Annotated in this window: 17 protein-coding genes; 7 read left to right on the top strand and 10 right to left on the bottom strand. The window is 67.6% G+C overall.

All coding sequences use genetic code 11. The annotated features are described in order from the left end of the window. Nucleotides 1-9: 9 nt before the first annotated feature. Nucleotides 10-576 carry an alpha/beta fold hydrolase gene (locus C8K36_RS14975; RefSeq protein WP_107985307.1) on the bottom strand — a complete coding sequence of 189 codons (567 nt, stop codon included), beginning with the start codon at nt 574-576 and terminating at the stop codon, nt 10-12. Between the two features lie 41 nt (nt 577-617). Beyond that, nucleotides 618-1,874 (bottom strand): serine hydrolase domain-containing protein, encoded by a 1,257-nt coding sequence (locus C8K36_RS14970; RefSeq protein ID WP_420910896.1) that lies wholly within the window; start codon nt 1,872-1,874, stop codon nt 618-620. A 196-nt stretch (nt 1,875-2,070) separates the two neighbouring features. On the opposite strand from C8K36_RS14970, the gene C8K36_RS14965 reads away from it, so the two are divergent. From C8K36_RS14965 to C8K36_RS14950, 4 genes are all read left to right on the top strand, one after another. Beyond that, the gene (locus C8K36_RS14965; RefSeq protein ID WP_420910895.1) at nt 2,071-2,436 is read left to right on the top strand and encodes a GntR family transcriptional regulator; all 366 of its coding nucleotides are present in this window, start codon (nt 2,071-2,073) and stop codon (nt 2,434-2,436) included. After that, nucleotides 2,433-3,353: an ABC transporter ATP-binding protein gene (locus C8K36_RS14960; protein ID WP_107985305.1), complete on the top strand. Its 921-nt coding sequence runs from the start codon at nt 2,433-2,435 to the stop codon at nt 3,351-3,353. The genes C8K36_RS14965 and C8K36_RS14960 overlap by 4 nt, the downstream gene beginning before the upstream one ends. After that, nucleotides 3,350-4,099 (top strand): ABC transporter permease, encoded by a 750-nt coding sequence (locus C8K36_RS14955; protein WP_107985304.1) that lies wholly within the window; start codon nt 3,350-3,352, stop codon nt 4,097-4,099. The genes C8K36_RS14960 and C8K36_RS14955 overlap by 4 nt, the downstream gene beginning before the upstream one ends. A 274-nt stretch (nt 4,100-4,373) precedes the next feature. Continuing rightward, on the top strand, nt 4,374-5,864 hold the full coding sequence (locus C8K36_RS14950; RefSeq protein ID WP_107985303.1) for an MFS transporter: 1,491 nt from the start codon (nt 4,374-4,376) through the stop codon (nt 5,862-5,864). A gap of 28 nt (nt 5,865-5,892) precedes the next feature. Here C8K36_RS14950 and C8K36_RS14945 read toward each other — a convergent pair whose 3' ends face one another. The 6 genes from C8K36_RS14945 to ppk2 form a co-directional block, all read right to left on the bottom strand. Next, entirely contained in the window at nt 5,893-7,413 is a 1,521-nt protein-coding gene (locus C8K36_RS14945; RefSeq protein WP_181319586.1) for a cobyric acid synthase, read from the bottom strand. Between the two features lie 8 nt (nt 7,414-7,421). Further along, the gene (gene map, locus C8K36_RS14940; protein ID WP_107985301.1) at nt 7,422-8,279 is read right to left on the bottom strand and encodes a type I methionyl aminopeptidase; all 858 of its coding nucleotides are present in this window, start codon (nt 8,277-8,279) and stop codon (nt 7,422-7,424) included. Between the two features lie 69 nt (nt 8,280-8,348). Further along, nucleotides 8,349-9,641 carry a diacylglycerol/lipid kinase family protein gene (locus C8K36_RS14935; protein ID WP_107985300.1) on the bottom strand — a complete coding sequence of 431 codons (1,293 nt, stop codon included), beginning with the start codon at nt 9,639-9,641 and terminating at the stop codon, nt 8,349-8,351. Nucleotides 9,642-9,649: 8 nt separating this feature from the next. Further along, nucleotides 9,650-11,347, bottom strand: coding sequence for a SulP family inorganic anion transporter (locus C8K36_RS14930; protein WP_107985299.1), 1,698 nt, complete (start codon nt 11,345-11,347; stop codon nt 9,650-9,652). A 45-nt stretch (nt 11,348-11,392) separates the two neighbouring features. Further along, nucleotides 11,393-14,218 (bottom strand): cation-translocating P-type ATPase, encoded by a 2,826-nt coding sequence (locus tag C8K36_RS14925; protein WP_107985298.1) that lies wholly within the window; start codon nt 14,216-14,218, stop codon nt 11,393-11,395. Between the two features lie 31 nt (nt 14,219-14,249). Further along, on the bottom strand, nt 14,250-15,119 hold the full coding sequence (ppk2, locus tag C8K36_RS14920) for a polyphosphate kinase 2 (protein WP_258195427.1): 870 nt from the start codon (nt 15,117-15,119) through the stop codon (nt 14,250-14,252). Nucleotides 15,120-15,349: 230 nt separating this feature from the next. Here ppk2 and C8K36_RS14915 point away from each other — a divergent pair, with 230 nt between their 5' ends. Further along, on the top strand, nt 15,350-15,571 hold the full coding sequence (locus tag C8K36_RS14915; protein ID WP_107985297.1) for a three-helix bundle dimerization domain-containing protein: 222 nt from the start codon (nt 15,350-15,352) through the stop codon (nt 15,569-15,571). A gap of 21 nt (nt 15,572-15,592) precedes the next feature. Here the strand turns inward: C8K36_RS14915 and C8K36_RS14910 are convergent, their stop codons facing one another. Together C8K36_RS14910 and C8K36_RS25460 are read right to left on the bottom strand one after the other, a co-directional pair. Continuing rightward, entirely contained in the window at nt 15,593-16,294 is a 702-nt protein-coding gene (locus C8K36_RS14910; RefSeq protein WP_107985296.1) for a GntR family transcriptional regulator, read from the bottom strand. Further along, entirely contained in the window at nt 16,291-16,509 is a 219-nt protein-coding gene (locus C8K36_RS25460; protein ID WP_420910894.1) for a hypothetical protein, read from the bottom strand. Before C8K36_RS25460 ends, C8K36_RS14910 begins: the two co-directional genes overlap by 4 nt. Nucleotides 16,510-16,608: 99 nt before the next feature. Here C8K36_RS25460 and C8K36_RS14900 point away from each other — a divergent pair, with 99 nt between their 5' ends. Beyond that, nucleotides 16,609-17,736: a TIGR03364 family FAD-dependent oxidoreductase gene (locus tag C8K36_RS14900; RefSeq protein WP_181319567.1), complete on the top strand. Its 1,128-nt coding sequence runs from the start codon at nt 16,609-16,611 to the stop codon at nt 17,734-17,736. A gap of 22 nt (nt 17,737-17,758) precedes the next feature. Next, on the top strand, nt 17,759-18,436 hold the full coding sequence (locus C8K36_RS14895) for a phosphonatase-like hydrolase (protein ID WP_107985294.1): 678 nt from the start codon (nt 17,759-17,761) through the stop codon (nt 18,434-18,436). Nucleotides 18,437-18,454: the final 18 nt, after the last annotated feature.

Here is an 18,454-nt window from a genome sequence, read left to right as displayed (position 1 = left end):
GGTGGGCGCCTACCAGGAGCCGGTGCGCAGGACGATTTCGGTCGCCAGCTCGGCAGCCGCCTTCACAGGAACGTCGTCGACACCGTCGAGCTGGACGATCCGGAACTCCGAGTACGCGTAGCGGCCACTCGCGTCGGCGCACGGTCGCCCCAGTGAGCTGCCGACGACGACGGTCGTGGGCAACTCGACCGCCGGGCACGCAGCGTCGATCACCGCTCCGTCCGCGCCCGGCACGGCCGGGTGTCCGCGGTCCGCGACGATGAGACTCGCGAAACGGCCGAACGTCTTGGCAGCGAGTTGCCAGGCGAGTTCCGCACCCGCACCGGCGCCGACGAGGTTGACCCACGGCAGCTTCAGCTCGTCGAGCATCGCGATCACCGACGGCTGGTCGAGCCCGTCGATGGTCTCGGGAACGACGGTCCGCAGATCCGAATCGTGCAGACGCGCGCAGACGGCGTCGAAGACGTCGGCGGAAGCGCCGGCATCGGGGAGCAGCAGCACGGTGTGCCGACTTTCCGGTCCCCCGATACGGACCGTCACGGTCCCACTTCCCACGGCAACGCTCGTCGACTCCATGACTGGAAACGGTACGCGATCGACGTCACGAAATCGGACACCTATGCGGGGTAGACCTTGCCGATGATCTCCCTGGCCATCGTGGTCGCGGGGTCCTGGCCGTTCGCGGCCGGAGCCAGGTTGGCCCACACCACCAACGTCACCTTGTTCACGGGGTCGTGGCCCATGAACGAGTTGAAGCCGGGCAGCTCACCGGTATGCCCGAACATCGGACCCATTTTCGCTATGCCCCAACCGTATTGGGCGGATCCGCTGTCCGGACTCGTCGGCTGCACGCTGGCGAGGCGCTTGGCCTGCATATCCGAGTCGAGCAGGTTTCCGCCCACCAGCGCCTGCACCCACGTCACCAGATCGTTCGCGGTGGAGATGGCAGCGCCCGCGGCCCAGGCCCAGGACGGATTGACGTCGGTGACGTCGTTCGGCTGGAGGGATCCGTCCTTCGCGGCGGCCTGCATCGGCTCGGGCAGCGCCGGGTCGGTCAGCGTGTCCATGTTCGTCCCGTACACGTAGCCCTGCGAGTGGGGTGCCGGAATCGAGCTGTCGGCGATGGCCGGGAACGATGTCCCGCTCAGCCCCAGCGGACCGAACAGCCGGGACTGGAAGATCTGCGAGAGCGGTTTGCCGTCGAGGCTCTCGGCGATGAGCCCGAGCAGCACGATGTTGGTGTTCGAGTAGTGGTAGCCCTGCCCCGGCGGGAAGTACGGCGGGTTCGCGAACCCGAGCGCCAGCAGTTCCTCGGGCTTCCACTGCTTCTGCGGATCGTCGTCGAGGGCCTGGTTGAGCTCGGCGGTCTCGGTGTAGTTGAAGAGCCCGCTGCGCATGTCCAGCAACTGCTCGATGGTGATGTTGTCGCCGTTCGGGACGTCGGGCCGGAACTTCGAGACCGGATCGGTCAGCGCCATCTTGCCTTCCTGCACCAGTTGCAGGATCACCGTGCCGGTCATGGTCTTGGTGTTGGAGCCGATCCGGATGTGCTCGGCGGGATCGACGGGGTTGCTCTGTCCGCGAGTTCCGGTGCCGTACTTGACTGTCAGGTCACCGTCCGGCGTCTTGAGGATCGCAACCGCGCCAGGAATCTGCAGGTTCTCCGCGACACTCTTGACGATGCCGTCCAGCGTCGCCAGGTCGAGCTTCTGCAACGCCACCGTCGACGACGCCGCGCTCGTGGTGGTCGGTGTGGACGACGTCGAGGTTCCGGTGTCCGACTCGTTCGACGAGCACCCCGAAAGCGCCAGCGCCACCACGATCGAGCCACCGGCAAGGCGCGCGCCCATTCCGATACCGAAGCTTCTACGCACGTCGACACTTCCTCACCGTCGGGCCAGTGGTGGCTTCTGACATCGCTCCGCAGCTTAAACGCGCCGAACACGCGTTGCGGGGCGAACACCGGAAAGAGCGCACGCCGAGAGCGATGGGTTGACGGACCCTCGACAACACTTCTATGGTTCATTACATGAGTAACGAACCAGTTAGCCCGGCCGACGGCGGGGCGTAGTGCTGAACGAGGAGGGCAAGCCCCTCTTCCAGCAGATCGCGGGGCTCGTCGAGAACGCGATCATCGACGGTTCACTGCCGGAGGAGTCACAGGCACCGTCGACGAACGAATTGGCGGCCTTCCACCGGATCAACCCGGCGACCGCGGCGAAGGGGCTGAATCAGCTCGTCGCCGACGGGATCCTCTACAAGAGAAGAGGAATCGGAATGTTCGTCAGCGCCGGCGCGCGAGACGCCCTCGCGTCTCGCAGGCGTAAGCAGTTCGCCGATCAGTACGTGGCACCGCTCGTGCGCGAAGCCGACAAGCTCGGAATGAGCATCGCTGAACTCAAATCCATGCTGGACCAATGGGAGGAACGTCCATGACCATCACGGACATCGGCCGGGACACAGTCGTTTCGGTACGGGCCATCGGGAAACGGTACGGCGACGTCATCGCTCTCGACGACGTCTCGTTCGATCTGCGAGCGGGGACGATCTACGGGCTCCTCGGCCGGAACGGCGCAGGCAAGACCACCCTGATGAAGATCCTCACCGGCCAGGAACTTCCGAGCAGTGGAGAGGCGAGCGTGTTCGGCGGGGCGCCGTTCGAGAACGCGGACGTTCTACAGGATCTGTGCTTCGTCAAGGAGAGCCAGAAGTATCCGGACGACTTGAAGGTCAAGCATGTCCTGTCGGCCGCGGAACTACTGCTGCCTCGATGGGACGGCGAGTTCGCCGGCCGGCTCATGGATGATTTCCAACTTCCCGAGTGCCGCCGCGTCAAGAAGCTCTCGCGTGGCATGACCTCCGCGCTCGGCGTCGTCATCGGACTGGCGTCCCGCGCACCGTTGACGCTGTTCGACGAGCCGTACCTGGGTCTCGATGCGGTTGCCCGCCAGCTGTTCTATGACCGACTGCTCACGGATTACGCGGCTCACCCGCGAACGATCGTGCTGTCGACCCACCTCATCGACGAGGTGGCCGACCTCCTCGAGCACGTCATCGTGATCGAGAACGGCCGTGTCGCCATCGACGCCGATTCGGACGACCTGCGCAGCCGATACGTACTCGCCAGCGGACGGACCGCGGCGGTCGACGCCTTCACGGCAGGCAGAACGGTTCTGCATCGCGAGAACCTCGGCGGACTCTCTCGCGCGACGGTGCAGGGAACGCTCTCCCCGTCAGACCGCACCGAAGCAGCGCGATCCGATATCGAACTGTCGCCGATCTCCCTGCAGCAAATAACGATTCGCAACGCTCTCGACGGCCGCACCGACGCAGGCAAGGAGAACCACTCATGACCGCCGCCACAGTCTCCCCACCGCGGCTCCTCCCGCGCCGCTCTCCCACGGGCATCGCGCGACTCGCAGCCGTCTGCCGACTGCACGCGGTGTCATGGCCACTGCTGCTGGTCGCACCCGCCGCGATCCTTGCCGTCACCTTCGCCATCAATCTGACGGTCTTCGCGCTGGTCGGCTCCGAGGGTGAGACCCACGGCACCGGCGCGGTGCTGGCCCTGTACGGCTTCGTCGTCGCCTTCTACACACAGGCGATGACCCAAACGTATCCGTTCGCGCTCGGGCTGAGCGTGACGCGGCGCCAGTTCTTCGCCGCCACCACCGTGGTCGCGGTGGTCCAGTCGATCGCCTTTGCTGCAGCGCTACAGGCGCTGTCGGTGATCGAAGCCGCCACCGACGGGTGGGGTGTCAGGATGCGCATGTTCGGCGTACTTCGCTATGTGACCGATTCCCCTGTGCTGCAATCCATCACCCTGTTCGCGAGCATGCTGCTCACTACCGCGATCGCGATGCTCCTCGGAGCGGTGTACCAGCGCTGGCGCACCCCGGGATTCCTCATCGCGGGAATCGGGACAATCGCTGTGCTGGGTCTCGCCGCAGTCGTCGTGACGTGGGCACAATGGTGGCCGGCCGTGGGGTCGTGGTTTGTCGACGCACCCCGCTGGTTGGTGTTCGTCGGGGTACCGCTGGCCGCTGCCGTCGCGGCGATCGCCACGACCTGGTCGGTTATCAGGCGCGCGACGACCTGATCGTGGACAGGCATCAGCCGTCGACGCACCGTCTTCCCGCTGATCGGGAAGACGGTGTCACGCTCCTCGAACGACACCGGGCGTCCCCCATCAGCGCTGTGATCAGGGAGAACCCTGCCAAACCACCGCGTGCGCTTCCGTCGTAGTAGTCCGATCAGCGCGGTCGCGCAGCTGAATCTGCGCTCACTGCGGTCGAACTGCATAAAGTCCAGCCGAGATCGAGAACGTATACCGCCATGATGTCGGCACACTTGCAGGTCGAGGAAGAGCACAGATGCAGCGAGCAGTAGAGCCGCCGGAGTCGAAGTCGTTACCCCGTGACGAAGCTGACCAGGAAACAAGATTCTCGGCGGATGGCGGCGAGTCCGCCCGGAAGGCCCGTATCGGGGTAATCGTGCTGTGCGCAGCAGGGATCGCAATGTCCCTGACGCATACCCTGATTGTCCCACTGATCCCGATGTTGCCGACAATGCTCGACACCAGTGCGGGGAACGCATCGTGGGCGGTGACGGTGACGATGGCCGTCGGAGCAGTGGCCACGCCGATAGTGGGCCGTCTCGGTGACATGTATGGGAAGCGGCGCCTCCTACTCTTGTGCATCGCGTCGGTGGGGGTGGGCTCGTTGGTGTGTGCGCTCTCTCCAAGCCTTCCGCTTTTCCTCGCGGGTCGTGGACTGCAGGGCCTCGGAGTCGCTTTCGTCTCGGTCGGGATCAGCGTGATGCGTGAATTCGTGCCCTCGGCCAGCCTCGGCGCCGCGGTCGGAATGATGAGCTCGTCCATGGCCGTCGGTGGCGCCCTCGGTCTTCCGTTTGCCGCCTTCCTTGCGGAGACTTTCGGCTGGCGTGCCTTGTTCTGGGTGTCCGCAGCCGGGTCGGTGGCCTGCTTCGTCGGCATCCACGCCCTGATAGTGCCCAGCCGCATCCGCACCGGTGGCCGCTTCGATCTGATCGGCGCGCTGGGCCTCGGCACAGTCCTGGTGTTGCTGCTGCTTCCGCTGAGCAAGGGTCTCGATTGGGGTTGGACGAGGCCGATCACCCTGTCGCTGTTCGGGCTGTCGGTCCTCACCTTCCTCGGCTGGGTGGCCTATGAACGTCGACGGAGGAATCCGCTTCTCGACCTGCGGATCGCGTCGCGCCGCGTCATTGTGCTGGCGAATGTTGCCGGTCTCATGTCAGGGTTCGCGTTTTACGGAATGGAACTGGCCCCGATCCAGATGCTGATGGCTCCGACGTCCACCCCACACGGCTTGGGGGCCTCGATGCTGACGGCAGGACTGCTCATGGCCCCCTCAGGACTGGTGGCATTCGTGTCCTCGAATGTCGGTGCACGAATGGTCACATCGCTGGGGGCGCGGCGCACTCTCGTGTCCGCCGGCAGCCTGTTGTTCATCGCTTTGTCCGCAATGTTGATCGCGCTCGCCGTCGAATGGGAGTTCCCGACGGTCTATTTGGTGGGCATAACGTGCCTCGTCGGCGCCTCCGTCGGAATTACCTACGCCACTTTGCCCACCCTGATCATGGAAGCCACGCCTGTCGAACAAACCGGGGAAGCCAACGGCCTCAACGCGCTCATGCGCATCATCGGCCTGGCGACGTCTGCCGCAGTGGTGGGAATGATTCTGGCGCACAACATCTCACCCGTCCCGGGCTCCGCGCTGAGCGTGCCGTCGGCGTCGGGATACATCTGGGCCACGGCGACCGCACTGGGTGCCAGTGTTGTCGCCGTCATTGCGGCGATACTCCTACCTCGGTATCAACGCACGTAAACGGGCGAAGAGCCGGTGTGTGGGGCCCTCAGGCGAGCGACGATCTGATCGTCGGCAACCCGCTCGGTGCGCCGCCTCCCAGCAGTGCGTCGAGCGCGGCGACGTCGAGGTGCTGTTCGACGAGGTCCGCCAGCAGATCCAGCTGCGCCTCCCGCACCTTCGCGACGTCGGTGTCCGGGGCTACCGAGTAGCCGGTCCGTCCCGCAGCCGCGGCGACCTCGGCGAGGAACCGTCGCCGGAACTCGTCGTTCTCGAGCAGTCCGTGCCAGTGGGTGCCGCGCACGCTGCCGCGCACGCTGCCTTCCTTCGTACCACCGGCGGCGGTCAGGAGCGCGGCGTCGCCGTTGCGGCGCACCCGTCCGTGATGGATCTCGTAGCCCCGCACGGCAACTCCGTCCGCATCACCGTCCACCTGCGCGAGCACCTTGTCGGCGGCGAACTCGATCTCGAGGTCGAGCAGGCCCAGCCCGGGGACGCTACCGGCGCCGGATTCGACACCGTCGTCGATGACGGCGCCGAGCATCTGGTAGCCGCCGCAGATGCCCAGGATCGCCCCGCCCGCGTCCGCGCGACGGACGAGAGCATCGCCGATACCACTGCGCCGCAACCACTCCAGGTCGGTGACCGTCGACTTGCTGCCGGGCACCACGACGAGGTCGGCATCGGCCAGCCGCGACGGTTCGCTCACCCAGTGCACCGAGACTCCGGGCTCGCACGCGAGCGCCTCGACGTCGGTCGAATTGGAGATGCGGGGCAGCCGGATCGCGGCGACGCGCAGCCACTCGTCACCGATCGGCGCGGCCGGCCGGCCGACCGGGGCGTCGCCGACGACCCCGAGCGAGTCCTCGGCGTCGAGCCACAGCCCCTCGGCGAACGGAATCACGCCCAGGGTGGGGCGCCCGCTGAGGGCCCTCAGTTGCTCGAGTCCGGGTTCGAGGAGGCTCACGTCGCCGCGGAACTTGTTGATCACGAAACCGGCTATCAGCGCCTGGTCCTCGGGCGAGAGCACGGCGACGGTGCCGAACAGGTGCGCGAGCACTCCCCCGCGGTCGATGTCACCGACGATGATCACCGGCAGCTGCGCGGCCTGCGCCAGCCCCATGTTCGCCAGATCGGTGGCCCGCAGATTGATCTCGGCGGGCGAGCCGGCGCCCTCGCAGATCACGACGTCGAATTCGCCGCGCAGCCCGGCCAACTCATCGGCGACGATCTCGCGCAGCCACTCCCGGTGGGTGATGTAGTCACGCGCGCCGACGGTGGTGACGGCCTTGCCACGGACCACGAGCTGCGACGTCCGGTCACCGCCCGGCTTGAGCAGCACCGGGTTGAACCGGACGCTCGGCTCGAGCCCACAGGCCCGCGCCTGCAGCGCCTGCGCCCGTCCGATCTCCCCACCGTCGAGCGTGACGACCGAGTTGTTGGACATGTTCTGCGCCTTGAACGGCGCCACCCGCACCCCGCGCCGCGCCAGCATCCGGCACAGCCCGGCGACGAGGACGCTCTTACCGGCGTCGGACGTGGTGCCGGCGACCAGTAGTGCGCCGCTCAGCGCCGCCGTCACGGCAGGGTGAGGATCTCGTTGCCCTCGTCGGTGACGACGATGGTGTGCTCGAACTGGGCGGTCCACTTGCGGTCCTTGGTGACGACGGTCCAGCCGTCCTCCCAGATGTCGTAGTCGACAGTGCCGAGGTTGATCATCGGCTCGATCGTGAACACCATGCCGGGCTCGATGACGGTGTCGACGTCAGGCTGGTCGTAGTGCAGGATCACCAGGCCGTTGTGGAAGGTCTCGCCGATGCCGTGGCCGGTGAAGTCGCGCACCACGCCGTAACCGAAGCGGTTGGCGTACGACTCGATGACGCGGCCGATGACGTTGAGTTCGCGGCCCGGCTTGACGGCCTTGATCGCGCGCATCGTCGCCTCGTGGGTGCGCTCGACCAGCAGGCGGTTCTCCTCGGACACGTCGCCGGCGAGGAACGTCGCGTTGGTGTCGCCGTGGACGCCGTCGATGTAGGCGGTGACGTCGATGTTCACGATGTCACCGTCCTGGATCACGGTCGAGTCGGGGATGCCGTGGCAGATCACCTCGTTGAGGGACGTGCAGCACGACTTCGGGAAGCCGCGGTAGCCGAGCGTCGATGGGTAGGCCCCGTGATCGCACATGTACTCGTGCGCGATGCGGTCCAGCTCGTCGGTGGTGACGCCCGGCGCGACGGCCTTGCCGGCCTCCTGCAGTGCCCGCGCGGCGATCTTGCTCGCCACCCGCATCTTCTCGATGGTCTCGGGTGTCTGCACCCACGGCTCCTTGCCCTCACGGGCCGTCGCCTTCCACACGTACTCGGGACGCTCGATGCTCTTGGGGACATCGAGGACGGGCGAGACGGTTCCGGGAACGAGCGCGGTGCGAACAGACATGCATCCAGCGTAGACCGACCGGCCGCGACCCCCGACGCACCCGGTCTGCCGAGTCCCGAGCGAGGCGGGTCAGCGGGCCAGCCGGTAGAGACGTGCCAGGTCGAGTCCCTGCTGCGGCGCGCGTAGGTCCGGACGCACCCGTGGGACACGGACCCGCAGGGCCGCGGGCATGACCGTGCATCGCACCGGGGTCTCGACCATCAGGGATTCGCCGTCGACGCCGACGGGGATCAGCGGTCGAACCGAATCGACGACGACTTCTGTGGTCCGCGACGTCGTGAGGCCCCGAGCATGTCCGCCCTGCAGCAGCCCGACGGCCTGACGGGCACTGTTCACCGACACCGTCACCACCCCGAGTACCCCGGCGTCCAGCCGCTCGCGTCTGCCGAGGCCCACGAGGTCCGACGTCCGATACGGGCCGTTGCTGACCAGTACGGCCTGCGGGCCCCGCACCGTGACGCCGTCGATCGTGACGACCAGACCCGAATCCCGTTGTGCGCCCAATAGGTCGGGGAGCATCTGCAGAACGGTGCCCGTCTTGTCGTCGCGGTAGGCCGGGCTCTGGACCAGTTCTGCGTAGACGCCGAACGAGGCGTTGTTGACGAACGGGCGGTCGTTCATCATGCCGAGGTCGACCCACACGTCGACGCCGTCGCGCAGCGCGCCCAGGCACGTGGCGGGATCATCGCGGTCCAGGCCGAGATCGAGTGCGAAATGGTTACGCGTTCCCGCACTGATCACGAGGAACGGCAGGCCGTGCTCGGCCGCGACCGCGGCGACCAAGGCCTGAGTGCCGTCGCCGCCGGCCACACCGAGCAGGTCCGCGCCGCGTGCGACCGCGTCTCGCGCCAGCGCGACGACATCGATCGTCTCCGGGCCGTCGAGCAGGACGACCTCGGCACCGAGCGCCTCTGCCTTGCGATGCAGGTCGAACTTCGCGACCTTGCCGCCACCCGAGTGGGGATTCATCACGAGAAACGGTCGACGAGGCGGCCGCGCCGGGATCTCGGGCGCCGGCGGCGTCGTGCTCGCGGCGGCGAGTGCCCGGTGCGCGCAGAAGATTGCGACGGCGAGCAGCGCACACGTGAGCACCACCACCCACAGCAGGCCGGCGCGGACGAAGAGCACGAGCACGACGACCGGCGCCAGCACCGCCAGCCCGGCCGAGCACCCGCGCACCGCCCCGCGACTGCTGAGGAACCAGTACGCCGCGGCCACCGTCACGACGACACCGCCCACCGCAACGACGAGGAGTGCGACCGTGCTCAGCAGCCCGGCGAACACGATCGGAGCAACCACAGCGCACACGCCGACCGCGAACCCCGAACGTGCCCACCAGCGCTGGCGCGTTCCATCGGCCACGACGCCCCCTAGCTCGTTTCCGCGCGACGCCGGAATGCGTCCACCGCCGCGTCGATGGTCGGATAGAAGTGGGTGGGATCGAATCGCTCGCCGAGGCCGAATCGGACGAGTCGGTCCTTGATCGGCCCCTTCATCTCGGCGAACGCCAGTCGGATGCCGTTGCCCTCGAGGTAGCGATCGAGATCGACCAGTTCGTCGACGGCGGTGGTGTCCAGGCCGGTGATCGGTTCGGCGGCGATCACCACCCAGTCGACCGGGTTCTGCTCCTTCGCGACCACCGAACGCACGTAGTCGTCGAAGATTCCGCCGTTCGCGAAGAAGAGTGGTGCGTCGAACCGAATGAGCACCAGTCCCGGGATGCGGTGCCCCTCCGGGTGCCGGGCGACGTCGTGGAAGCCGGTCTCGGAGGGCAACTCGACCAGTTCGGTGCGGTACGGCTGCCAGGCCCGCACGACGACGGCAACGAACGACAGCCCGATCGCGACCAGGATGCCCTGCAGCACCCCGACGAGCGCGACCCCCAGGAACGCGGCGACGGCGAGCCCTGCTTCCACCCGGCTCATCTGCCACAGTCGCACCATTCCGTCGACGTCGATCAACGCCGTCGCGGCGACGATCACCACCGCAGCGAGGGTGGCGTCGGGCAGGTACGCCGTCAGTCCGGGCGCGATCAACACGAACGCCAGGACCGCGAGCGCGCCGACCACCCCCGCCAGTTGCGTGTGGGCTCCGCTCTGTTCGGCCACCGGGGTGCGGGACCCGCTGGCCGAGATGGGGAACCCGCCGAACAGTCCGCTCGCCACGTTGGCCGCACCGATCGCCTTCATCTCTGTGCTGCCGTTCACATCCTCGCCCCGGCGGGCGGCGAACGTCCGGGAAAGCACCCCGGTGTCCGCGAAGGCGATCAGGGCGATGCCGGCAGCCGGACCGACCAACTGGACGACGTCCTGCCAGTCGACGCCACCGAACGACGGCAGGGGCAGCCCCTTCGGCAACGCGCCGACCATGCCGATCTCGTCGTCGAGCCCGATCGCTGCCGAGAGTACGATCGCGCCGAGGACAGCGACGAGGACTCCCGGAACGCGCGACAGCCACAGCCTGAAGGCCACGATCACGGCCAGTGAGCCGACGCCCACCGCAGTTGCGACGGGATCGATGGCGCCGGTGAAGATCGACCTGACGATTTCGACGGTCTCCCCGATGACACCGGATGCCTCCACGGGAAACCCGAGCAGTTTCGGAAGCTGCCCGACGACGACGATGAGCGCGATCGCATTGAGGTAGCCGAGCCGGATCGGTTTGGACAGCAGTTCGGTGACGAAGCCCAAGTTGAGGAATCCGCCGAGAATGAGGATCGCCCCGACCAGAACCGCGAGGACACCCGCCAGGGCGAGGGCACTCTCCGGATCACCGACCGCAGCCAGCGGCAGCACCGCCGCGGCAATCAGCGGGGCGAGTGACGAATCCGGCCCCAGCACGAGGATCTTCGACGGCCCCACAACGGCATACGTGAGGAGCGGGACGATTGTCGCGTACAGGCCCGCGTACGCGGGCAGACCGGCAGCCTCGGCGTATCCCATCCCGGCAGGGATGAGGAGCGCGGTGAGGACGAGGCCGGCCACGATGTCCGTGCGCAACCATTCGCGGCGATACCCGAGGGCCGTCGCCGGGCCGGGCAGCCGTCGGAGGCTTTCCGTCCAGGTCATCCTTGGATTGTCGTCCGACGACGGCCGCTGACACGGGGATTCGGGTCAGATCGATGCACCGGATCGACGATCGGGTCGGCGTGCGCGGGCACGCTGCGGGTCGACGGCGACCGTCGCGGGAATCGGTGGTGCCGGCCACGCTCTCCGGCGACGCCGCCGTCGCAGCGCCTTCTCCGCCTCGATCACGACCGGGACGATCAGCGACGAGCCGAGGCACGCGAGCCACTGTCCCCCGGTCAGGGACGTTGTCGTGAGGAGGTCCTGAAGAAAGCCGAGTTCGACCGCGAGCACCGTGACGACCGTGGGAATCGACAGGATCTCGAGCGCGCCGAGGATGGGTGAAACGAGACCGGATTCCGGGTCGCGCCGCATGACCAGCCCGGCGAGAACCGAGCCGAAGGACAGGACGACGAAGGCCATCGTCATCGGCACGTTCGGTTCCGTCGGACTCATCGTGCCCGGAGCCAGCAACAGCACCGCGAGAGCCACCGCGAACTGCAGGACGCCGTAGGCGAACCACTGGACGAACGACGTCCGGTTGGCGATCGGCTGTTTCGGATCGCGGGGCGGCTTGTCCATCAGGTTGGGCGGCGGCGGGTCCCGCATGATGACGATCACCGGGAACAGGGTGATGAAGAAGTGCTGGAACACCACCATCAGTGGCGTGAGCGCGACCCCGTCGTTGATGTCGAACACGCTCGCGACGAGGAACAGCAGCACGAGGGAGAACAGCTTCGCCATCTGGTAGCGGATGTAGGCGACGATCTTGTCGTAGATGCTGCGGCCCAGGTGGATCGCGGTGACCAGCGTTCCGAAGTTGTCGTCGGTGAGGATGATCCGGCCGGCCTGCTTGGTCACCTCGCTCCCCGAACCCATCGCCACACCGATGTCGGCCTTCTTCAGCGCGGCAGCATCGTTCACCGCATCGCCGGTCATCGCGACGATTGCGCCGCCGCGCTGCATGACATCGGCCAGGCGCAGTTTGTCCTCGGGGGTGACACGGCCGAAGACGTGCAGTCCCGGTAGCGCCGCGGCGAGCGCCTCGTCGGTCATGCCCGCGAGTTCGGCCCCGCTGACCGCGCCCGGTCCGAGATCCAGTTCGGCACCGATCGCGGCCGCGGTGATCGCATGATCGCCGGTGATCATCCGGACCTCGATGCCCGCGGCATGCGCGGTGTGCACGGCGGCGATCGCTTCCGGCCGCAGCGGGTCGATGATGCCGACCATCCCGACGAACGTGAGATCGTCGACGAAGGCCATCGGATCGTCCGTTACCGCTGGTTCGTCGCTGTCGAGGATCCGAGTCGCGAACGCCAGCACGCGAAGTCCCTTCTCCGACATCACCCGGTTGGCCGCCACGATCTCGTCACGGATGTCGTCCAGCGGCACCTCGTCCCTGCCGGGGCGGAAGGCCGACCGGCACCTCTCCAGGACCACGTCCGGACCACCCTTGACCAACTCGACGAACCGGGTCGTGCCGTCGACGGGGAGGCGGTGGAACGTCGCCATGAACTTGTAGGCGGAATCGAACGGCACCTCGGCCACGCGCGGGTAGGTACGACGAGTGAGTGGGGCGTCGACTCCCATCTTGGCCGCGAGCACCACCAGGGCGGCCTCCGTCGGGTCACCGACCACCTCACCGCCGTCGGAGACGGTGGCGTCGCTGTCGAGGCACAATCCGTACGCCAGAAGGGTGAAGTCGGGGACGTCCTCCCCCGCGACGTGTCGGATGGTGCCGGACTTGCCGTAGCCCTCACCGTCCACCTCGAACCACCGGCCGTGGAAGTACAGCGACCGCACCGTCATCTGGTTCATCGTCAGGGTGCCGGTCTTGTCGGAGTTGATCGCGCTGGTCGCACCGAGAGTCTCGACGTCGCTGAGGTTCTTGACGATCGCCTTGGCATCGGCCAATTGCCGGGCCCCGTAGGCCAACATCGCCTGCACGAAGGTCGGCAAGCCGGTAGGTATCGCGGAGACCCCCATCGAGATACCGAGCAACATCACCGTGGTGAGGCTCTGCCCCCGCAGCACCCCGATGACGACGATGATTGCCACCGCGGTCCACGCGATGACCCCGAGCACCTTGGTCAGCGAATGCAGTTCCCGTTGCAGCGGTGACGTACTCGGCGCGATCGCGGAGAGCATGGACGCGATCCGGCCCATCTCGGTGCGCATCCCGGTCTCGGTCACCACCATCGTCGCGGTCCCCCGAGTGACCGAGGTGGTCTGAAACACCATGTTGCTGCGGTCGCCCAGCGAAACGTCCACCGACTCGAGAGCCTGCGGATCCTTCGCGACCGGCGCGCTCTCACCGGTCAGTGCGGCCTCCTGGGTCTCCAGAGTGGCCGAACGCAGGAGGCGACCGTCCGCGGGAACCAGGTCGCCGGCCTCGAGCTCGACGATGTCGCCGGGGACGAGATCGGTTGCGGGAATCTGGATCAACGCGCCGTCTCGGATCACCCGGGTCTGCGGTGTCTGCATCTTCGCGAGCGCGTCGACACTCGCGCGCGCCTTCAGTTCCTGCTGCGTGCCCAGGACGATGTTCACCACCACCAGGACCGCGACCACGAGAGCCGTCGAGATCTCCCCGATGACCAGACTGATGATCACGACGGCGACCAGCATCAGGTTCATCGGATCCTTCAGCTGCAGGCTCGCGACCGCCCAGATCGACGGCGGCGGTTCGGCGGCGATCTCGTTGACGCCGTACCGTTCCCGCCTCGCGGCGGCATCGTCACCACTCAGTCCGGAACGAGAATCGGACGCAAGCGCCGACACGACGGCATCCGCGTTCCGGCCGTGCCACGCCGGTCGGGTGTCCGAAGCTGCAGACTCGCCCGTCCGGCCGGGGACGGGTTCGGTGGTGGCCATGACCTACTCCTTGCCGGGTGGCTCGAGCGCGTCAGAACGGTGTGGCAATCCAGTGCAGCGGTTGGGTCGGCGGGGCGTAGCCGTCGGCGTCCTGGCGCCGGGGCAGGGTCACGTCGGGGCGCTCCAGCGGTTCGTAGGGGATCTGGCTCAGCAGGTGGCTGATGATGTTGAGCCGCCCCCGCCGCTTGTCGTCGTTGAGTGCCAGATACCACGGGGCCCACCCGGTGTCGGTGAACCGGAACATCTCGTCGCGGGCCCGCGAATAGTCGTACCAGTGGCTGTACGACGTCAGGTCCATCTGCGACAGCTTCCAGTACTTTCTCGGGTCGTCGATGCGGGACTGCAGGCGCAGGGTCTGCTGTTCCTCGCTCACCTCGAGCCAGTACTTCAGCAGGACGACACCCGATTCGACCATCGCTCGCTCGACGGTCGGGATCAGTTGGAGGAACAGCTTCGCCTGATCCTCGGTGCAGAAGCCCAGTACCCGCTCGATGCCGGCCCGGTTGTACCAGCTCCGATCGAAGATGACGATCTCGCCCGCCGCCGGCAGATGCGGCAGATATCGCTGGACGTACATCTGCGACTTCTCCCGCTCGGTCGGTGCCGGTAGCGCGACCACCCGGAACACCCGCGGGCTCACCCGTTCGGTGATCGCCTTGATGACACCGCCCTTTCCCGCCGTGTCCCGGCCCTCGAAGACGATGCACACCTTCGCCCCCGACGCCCTGACCCACTCCTGCATCGCGACCAGTTCGGCCTGAAGCGTCTCCAATCGGTGGCGGTAGTGCTTGTTCGACATCCGCGGAGCGGGTTCGGGTGCGCCCGCCTCCGTCAGTTCGCCGGTGCCGGCGGGCGGCCGTCCGCTGCGCGCGGACTTCGTGCCCTTCGCCTTCTTTCCCACGGATGCCTCCGTATCGCGGATGCCCATGCTTCACAGTCGGTCCCGAGTCGAATCCTCGTCGACCGCCTTCCATTCTCCGTCGTCGCCCGCCGGTTCGGGCCGGAACCCGATGTTCGCTCGACGGATCCGGGTCGAGCCGGCAAGGCGCGAAACCGCGCGGTACGAACTGGGTCGATTTCGGTGCCGTTTCGAGATTGACCGCGTGCCGTCGGCGATCGGACGATTGTCGAATGAACGGGGTCGAGGAAGTGCTTCTGATCGACCAGGTCATCGAGCGCCTGATCGTCCGGCACCCATCCGTCTCACCCGCGGAGATCGAGCGCACCGTGCGCGACATTCACGCGCGCTTCCGCGACGGCAAGGTGCGTGATTTCGTCCCGCTACTCGTGGAGAAGGCCGCCCGGCGGCACCTCACCGAACAGATACCGGTGGTCGAGCACGCGGCACCGTAGCCGGACGACTTCGCCGTTCGATCAGCGCAACTCCGTCACGAATGCCATCCGGTCCCCCCGGTACAGCGAGCGCACGCGCTCGATCGGCACGCCGTCGGTGTCGCGGGAGACGCGGTGCAGCTTCAACATCGGCATCGCGGTGCTCGAATCGAGCAGCCCCGCCTCGCGCGGTGTGGGCAGGGCGGTCTCGATCCGTTCGGTGGCGGTGATGAACTCGATGCCCTTCGAGCGGATCGCCGCGTAGAGCGACGTCTCGGGGTCGAACGTGTCGGCCAGGTCCGGAAACCGGCGCAGCGGTAGGTAGGTGCTCTCGAGGCCGATGCGCTCACCGTCGGCCAGCAGCACACGCTCGAGGTGGATCGCCGGGTCGCCGATCTCGATCTCGAGAATTGCCGCCAGCTTCTCGTGCGCGTCGACTTCCTCCCAGCGCACCAGAATCCGGCCCGGCTCCCGGCCCTGACTGAGCGAGCTCTCGGTGTACGAGCCGAGCGAGAGCGGCTGCACCATCTTCGGCCGGGCGACGACGGTTCCCCTCCCCCTGCGCTCCACCCGTCCGGCCACCAACAGTTCGTGCAACGCCTGCCGCACCGTCTCCCGGGACACGCCGCACCGAGCGGCCAGCTCCCGCTCGGCGGGCACCGGATCACCCTCGGACAGATCGGCGAGCAGGTCCTCCACGTGCGTCCGGACGAGGTAGTGCTTGGGCAGATTCTCGGCGGTCATGGCGCCGCCTGCACACGGCGCGCGACCTCGAGAACGTCACCGACCGACACCGCATGCGCGCCCGGTACTTTCGCGCGGTCGTCGTAGCCTCGCAACCGGACGGCATTGGCCGCTACGTGCGCGCCGGACGGCCAGACGGCCTTGCAGTCGAACGCTCCGCGGAGCGAATTCAACAGCGCAGCAGTCTCTTCGAGTGCAGCCGAGTCGTCGTTCACGTCCGCCAGATTACACAAAGTTAGGTCTATACCAATTGTTCATCTGGCGTTCGCCGAGCGTCTCCCAGTTGGTCTAGACCAATGTTCAGGCTGTGTCCCATGCGAATTGCAATTGTGGGCGGCGGCATCCTCGGTACGGCACACGCCGACGAGGCGGTCCGACGCGGACACGACGTCATCCATCTCGAACGCGAACTCGAAGCGCGCGGTGCCACCGTACGCAACTTCGGATTGGTGTGGGTCTCCGGTCGTGCCCCGCACGAACTCGACGCCTCGCTGCGCTCCCGTGAGCTGTGGGCCGACCTGGCCCGACGGGTCCCCGAGATCGGCTTCCGCGCCGCCGGATCGATGACCCTGCTGCGCACCCCCGACGAGGTCGCGGTCGCCGAGGACATGGTGTCCCGCGCCGACGCCGAGGTGCGTGGTTTCGGCCTCCTCGGGCCCGACGCGGTCCGGGCGGTCAACCCGGCGCTGCGCGGCAAGTTCCTCGCCGGCCTGCACTGCATCCGCGACGGCGCGGTGGAGTCCCGGATCGCGCTGCCCGCGATCCGACGCCACCTGGAGGCGTCGGGGCGGTACACCTTCCATGCCGGCACGGAGGCCCGAGAGATCGCCAGTAGTTCCACCGGTGTGCGCATTCGCGACGACCACGACCGGACGTTCGACGTCGATCTGGTGATCGTCTGCCCGGGCGCCACCCTCGGCGGTCTCGCCCGCGATCTGGCCGGCGATCTGCCGCTGCGCCGGGTGCGACTGCAGATGATGCAGACCGCACCGCTGGGCGAGGCGCTCACCACCGCGATCGCCGACGGCGACAGCATGCGCTACTACCCAGCCTTCGCCGGTCCGACGCTCGACGCCCTGCGCGCCGCCCAGCCGCAGGAACCCACCGCGGCCGAACACCGCATGCAGCTGCTGTGCGTCCAGCGACTGCACGGCGGACTGACGATCGGCGACACCCACGAGTACGACGAGCCGTTCGACTTCGATGTCGACGAGGCCCCGTACCGCCATCTGACCAGCGTCGTGGAGGAACTCCTCGGCCGTTCGCTGCCGCCGATCGTCAAGCGGTGGGCCGGCGTCTACAGCCAGTGTCTCGACCCCGCACAGCTCGTGCACCGCGCCCAGCCCGCCGACTGCGTGTGGGTGGTCGCCGGTCCCGGCGGCCGCGGCATGACCCTCGGACCCGCGCTCGCCGAACAGACCGCCGACCGGCTGGGCCTGTAACCCCGACATCTCAGGAGACATCGTGACCACCATCAAGCTCGCCGTCCTCGACATGGCCGGCACCACCGTCGCCGACGACGGACTCGTGCTCCGGGCGTTCGACGCCGCCGGAGCCGCTGCGGGACTCCCTGCGACGGGACCCGAGGCCGACGCGGCCCGCCAGTACGTCCTCGACACCATGGGCCAGTCCAAGATCGTCGTGTTCCGCGCCCTCTTCGGTGGCGAGGACCGGGCCCAGGCCGCCAACCGCGCGTTCGAAACCGAGTACGACCGCCTCGTCGACGAGGGCGGCGCCACCGCGATTCCCGGTGCCGCGGAGTCGATCACCGCGCTGCGCGACGCCGGCGTCCGGGTGGTGCTGACCACCGGGTTCAGCCGCACGACGCAGGACAGGCTGCTGGCCGCGCTCGGCTGGCAGACCCTCGCCGACCTCACGCTGTCCCCCGCCGAGGCGGGCCGCGGACGCCCCTACCCCGACCTCATCCTCACCGCACTCATGCGCCTGGGTGTCGATGACGTGAAGGACGTTGCGGTCCTGGGCGACACCGCCAACGACATCACCAGCGGCCGACGCGCAGGGGCGAGCATCGTCGCCGGCGCCCTCACCGGCGCCCACGACGAGCAGCAGTTGCGCACCGCCGATCCCACCCACGTCGTGCCGTCGGTGCGCGAGTTCACCGATCTCGTTCTCTCCCACTGAGTTGTTCTCGAGTTCTTC

Origin of the sequence: Rhodococcus sp. OK519, from assembly GCF_003051005.1 — a bacterium.
Lineage (GTDB): Bacteria > Actinomycetota > Actinomycetes > Mycobacteriales > Mycobacteriaceae > Prescottella.
Note: the sequence above shows the minus strand (reverse complement) of the source record. Positions and strands in the feature narration are given on the sequence as shown.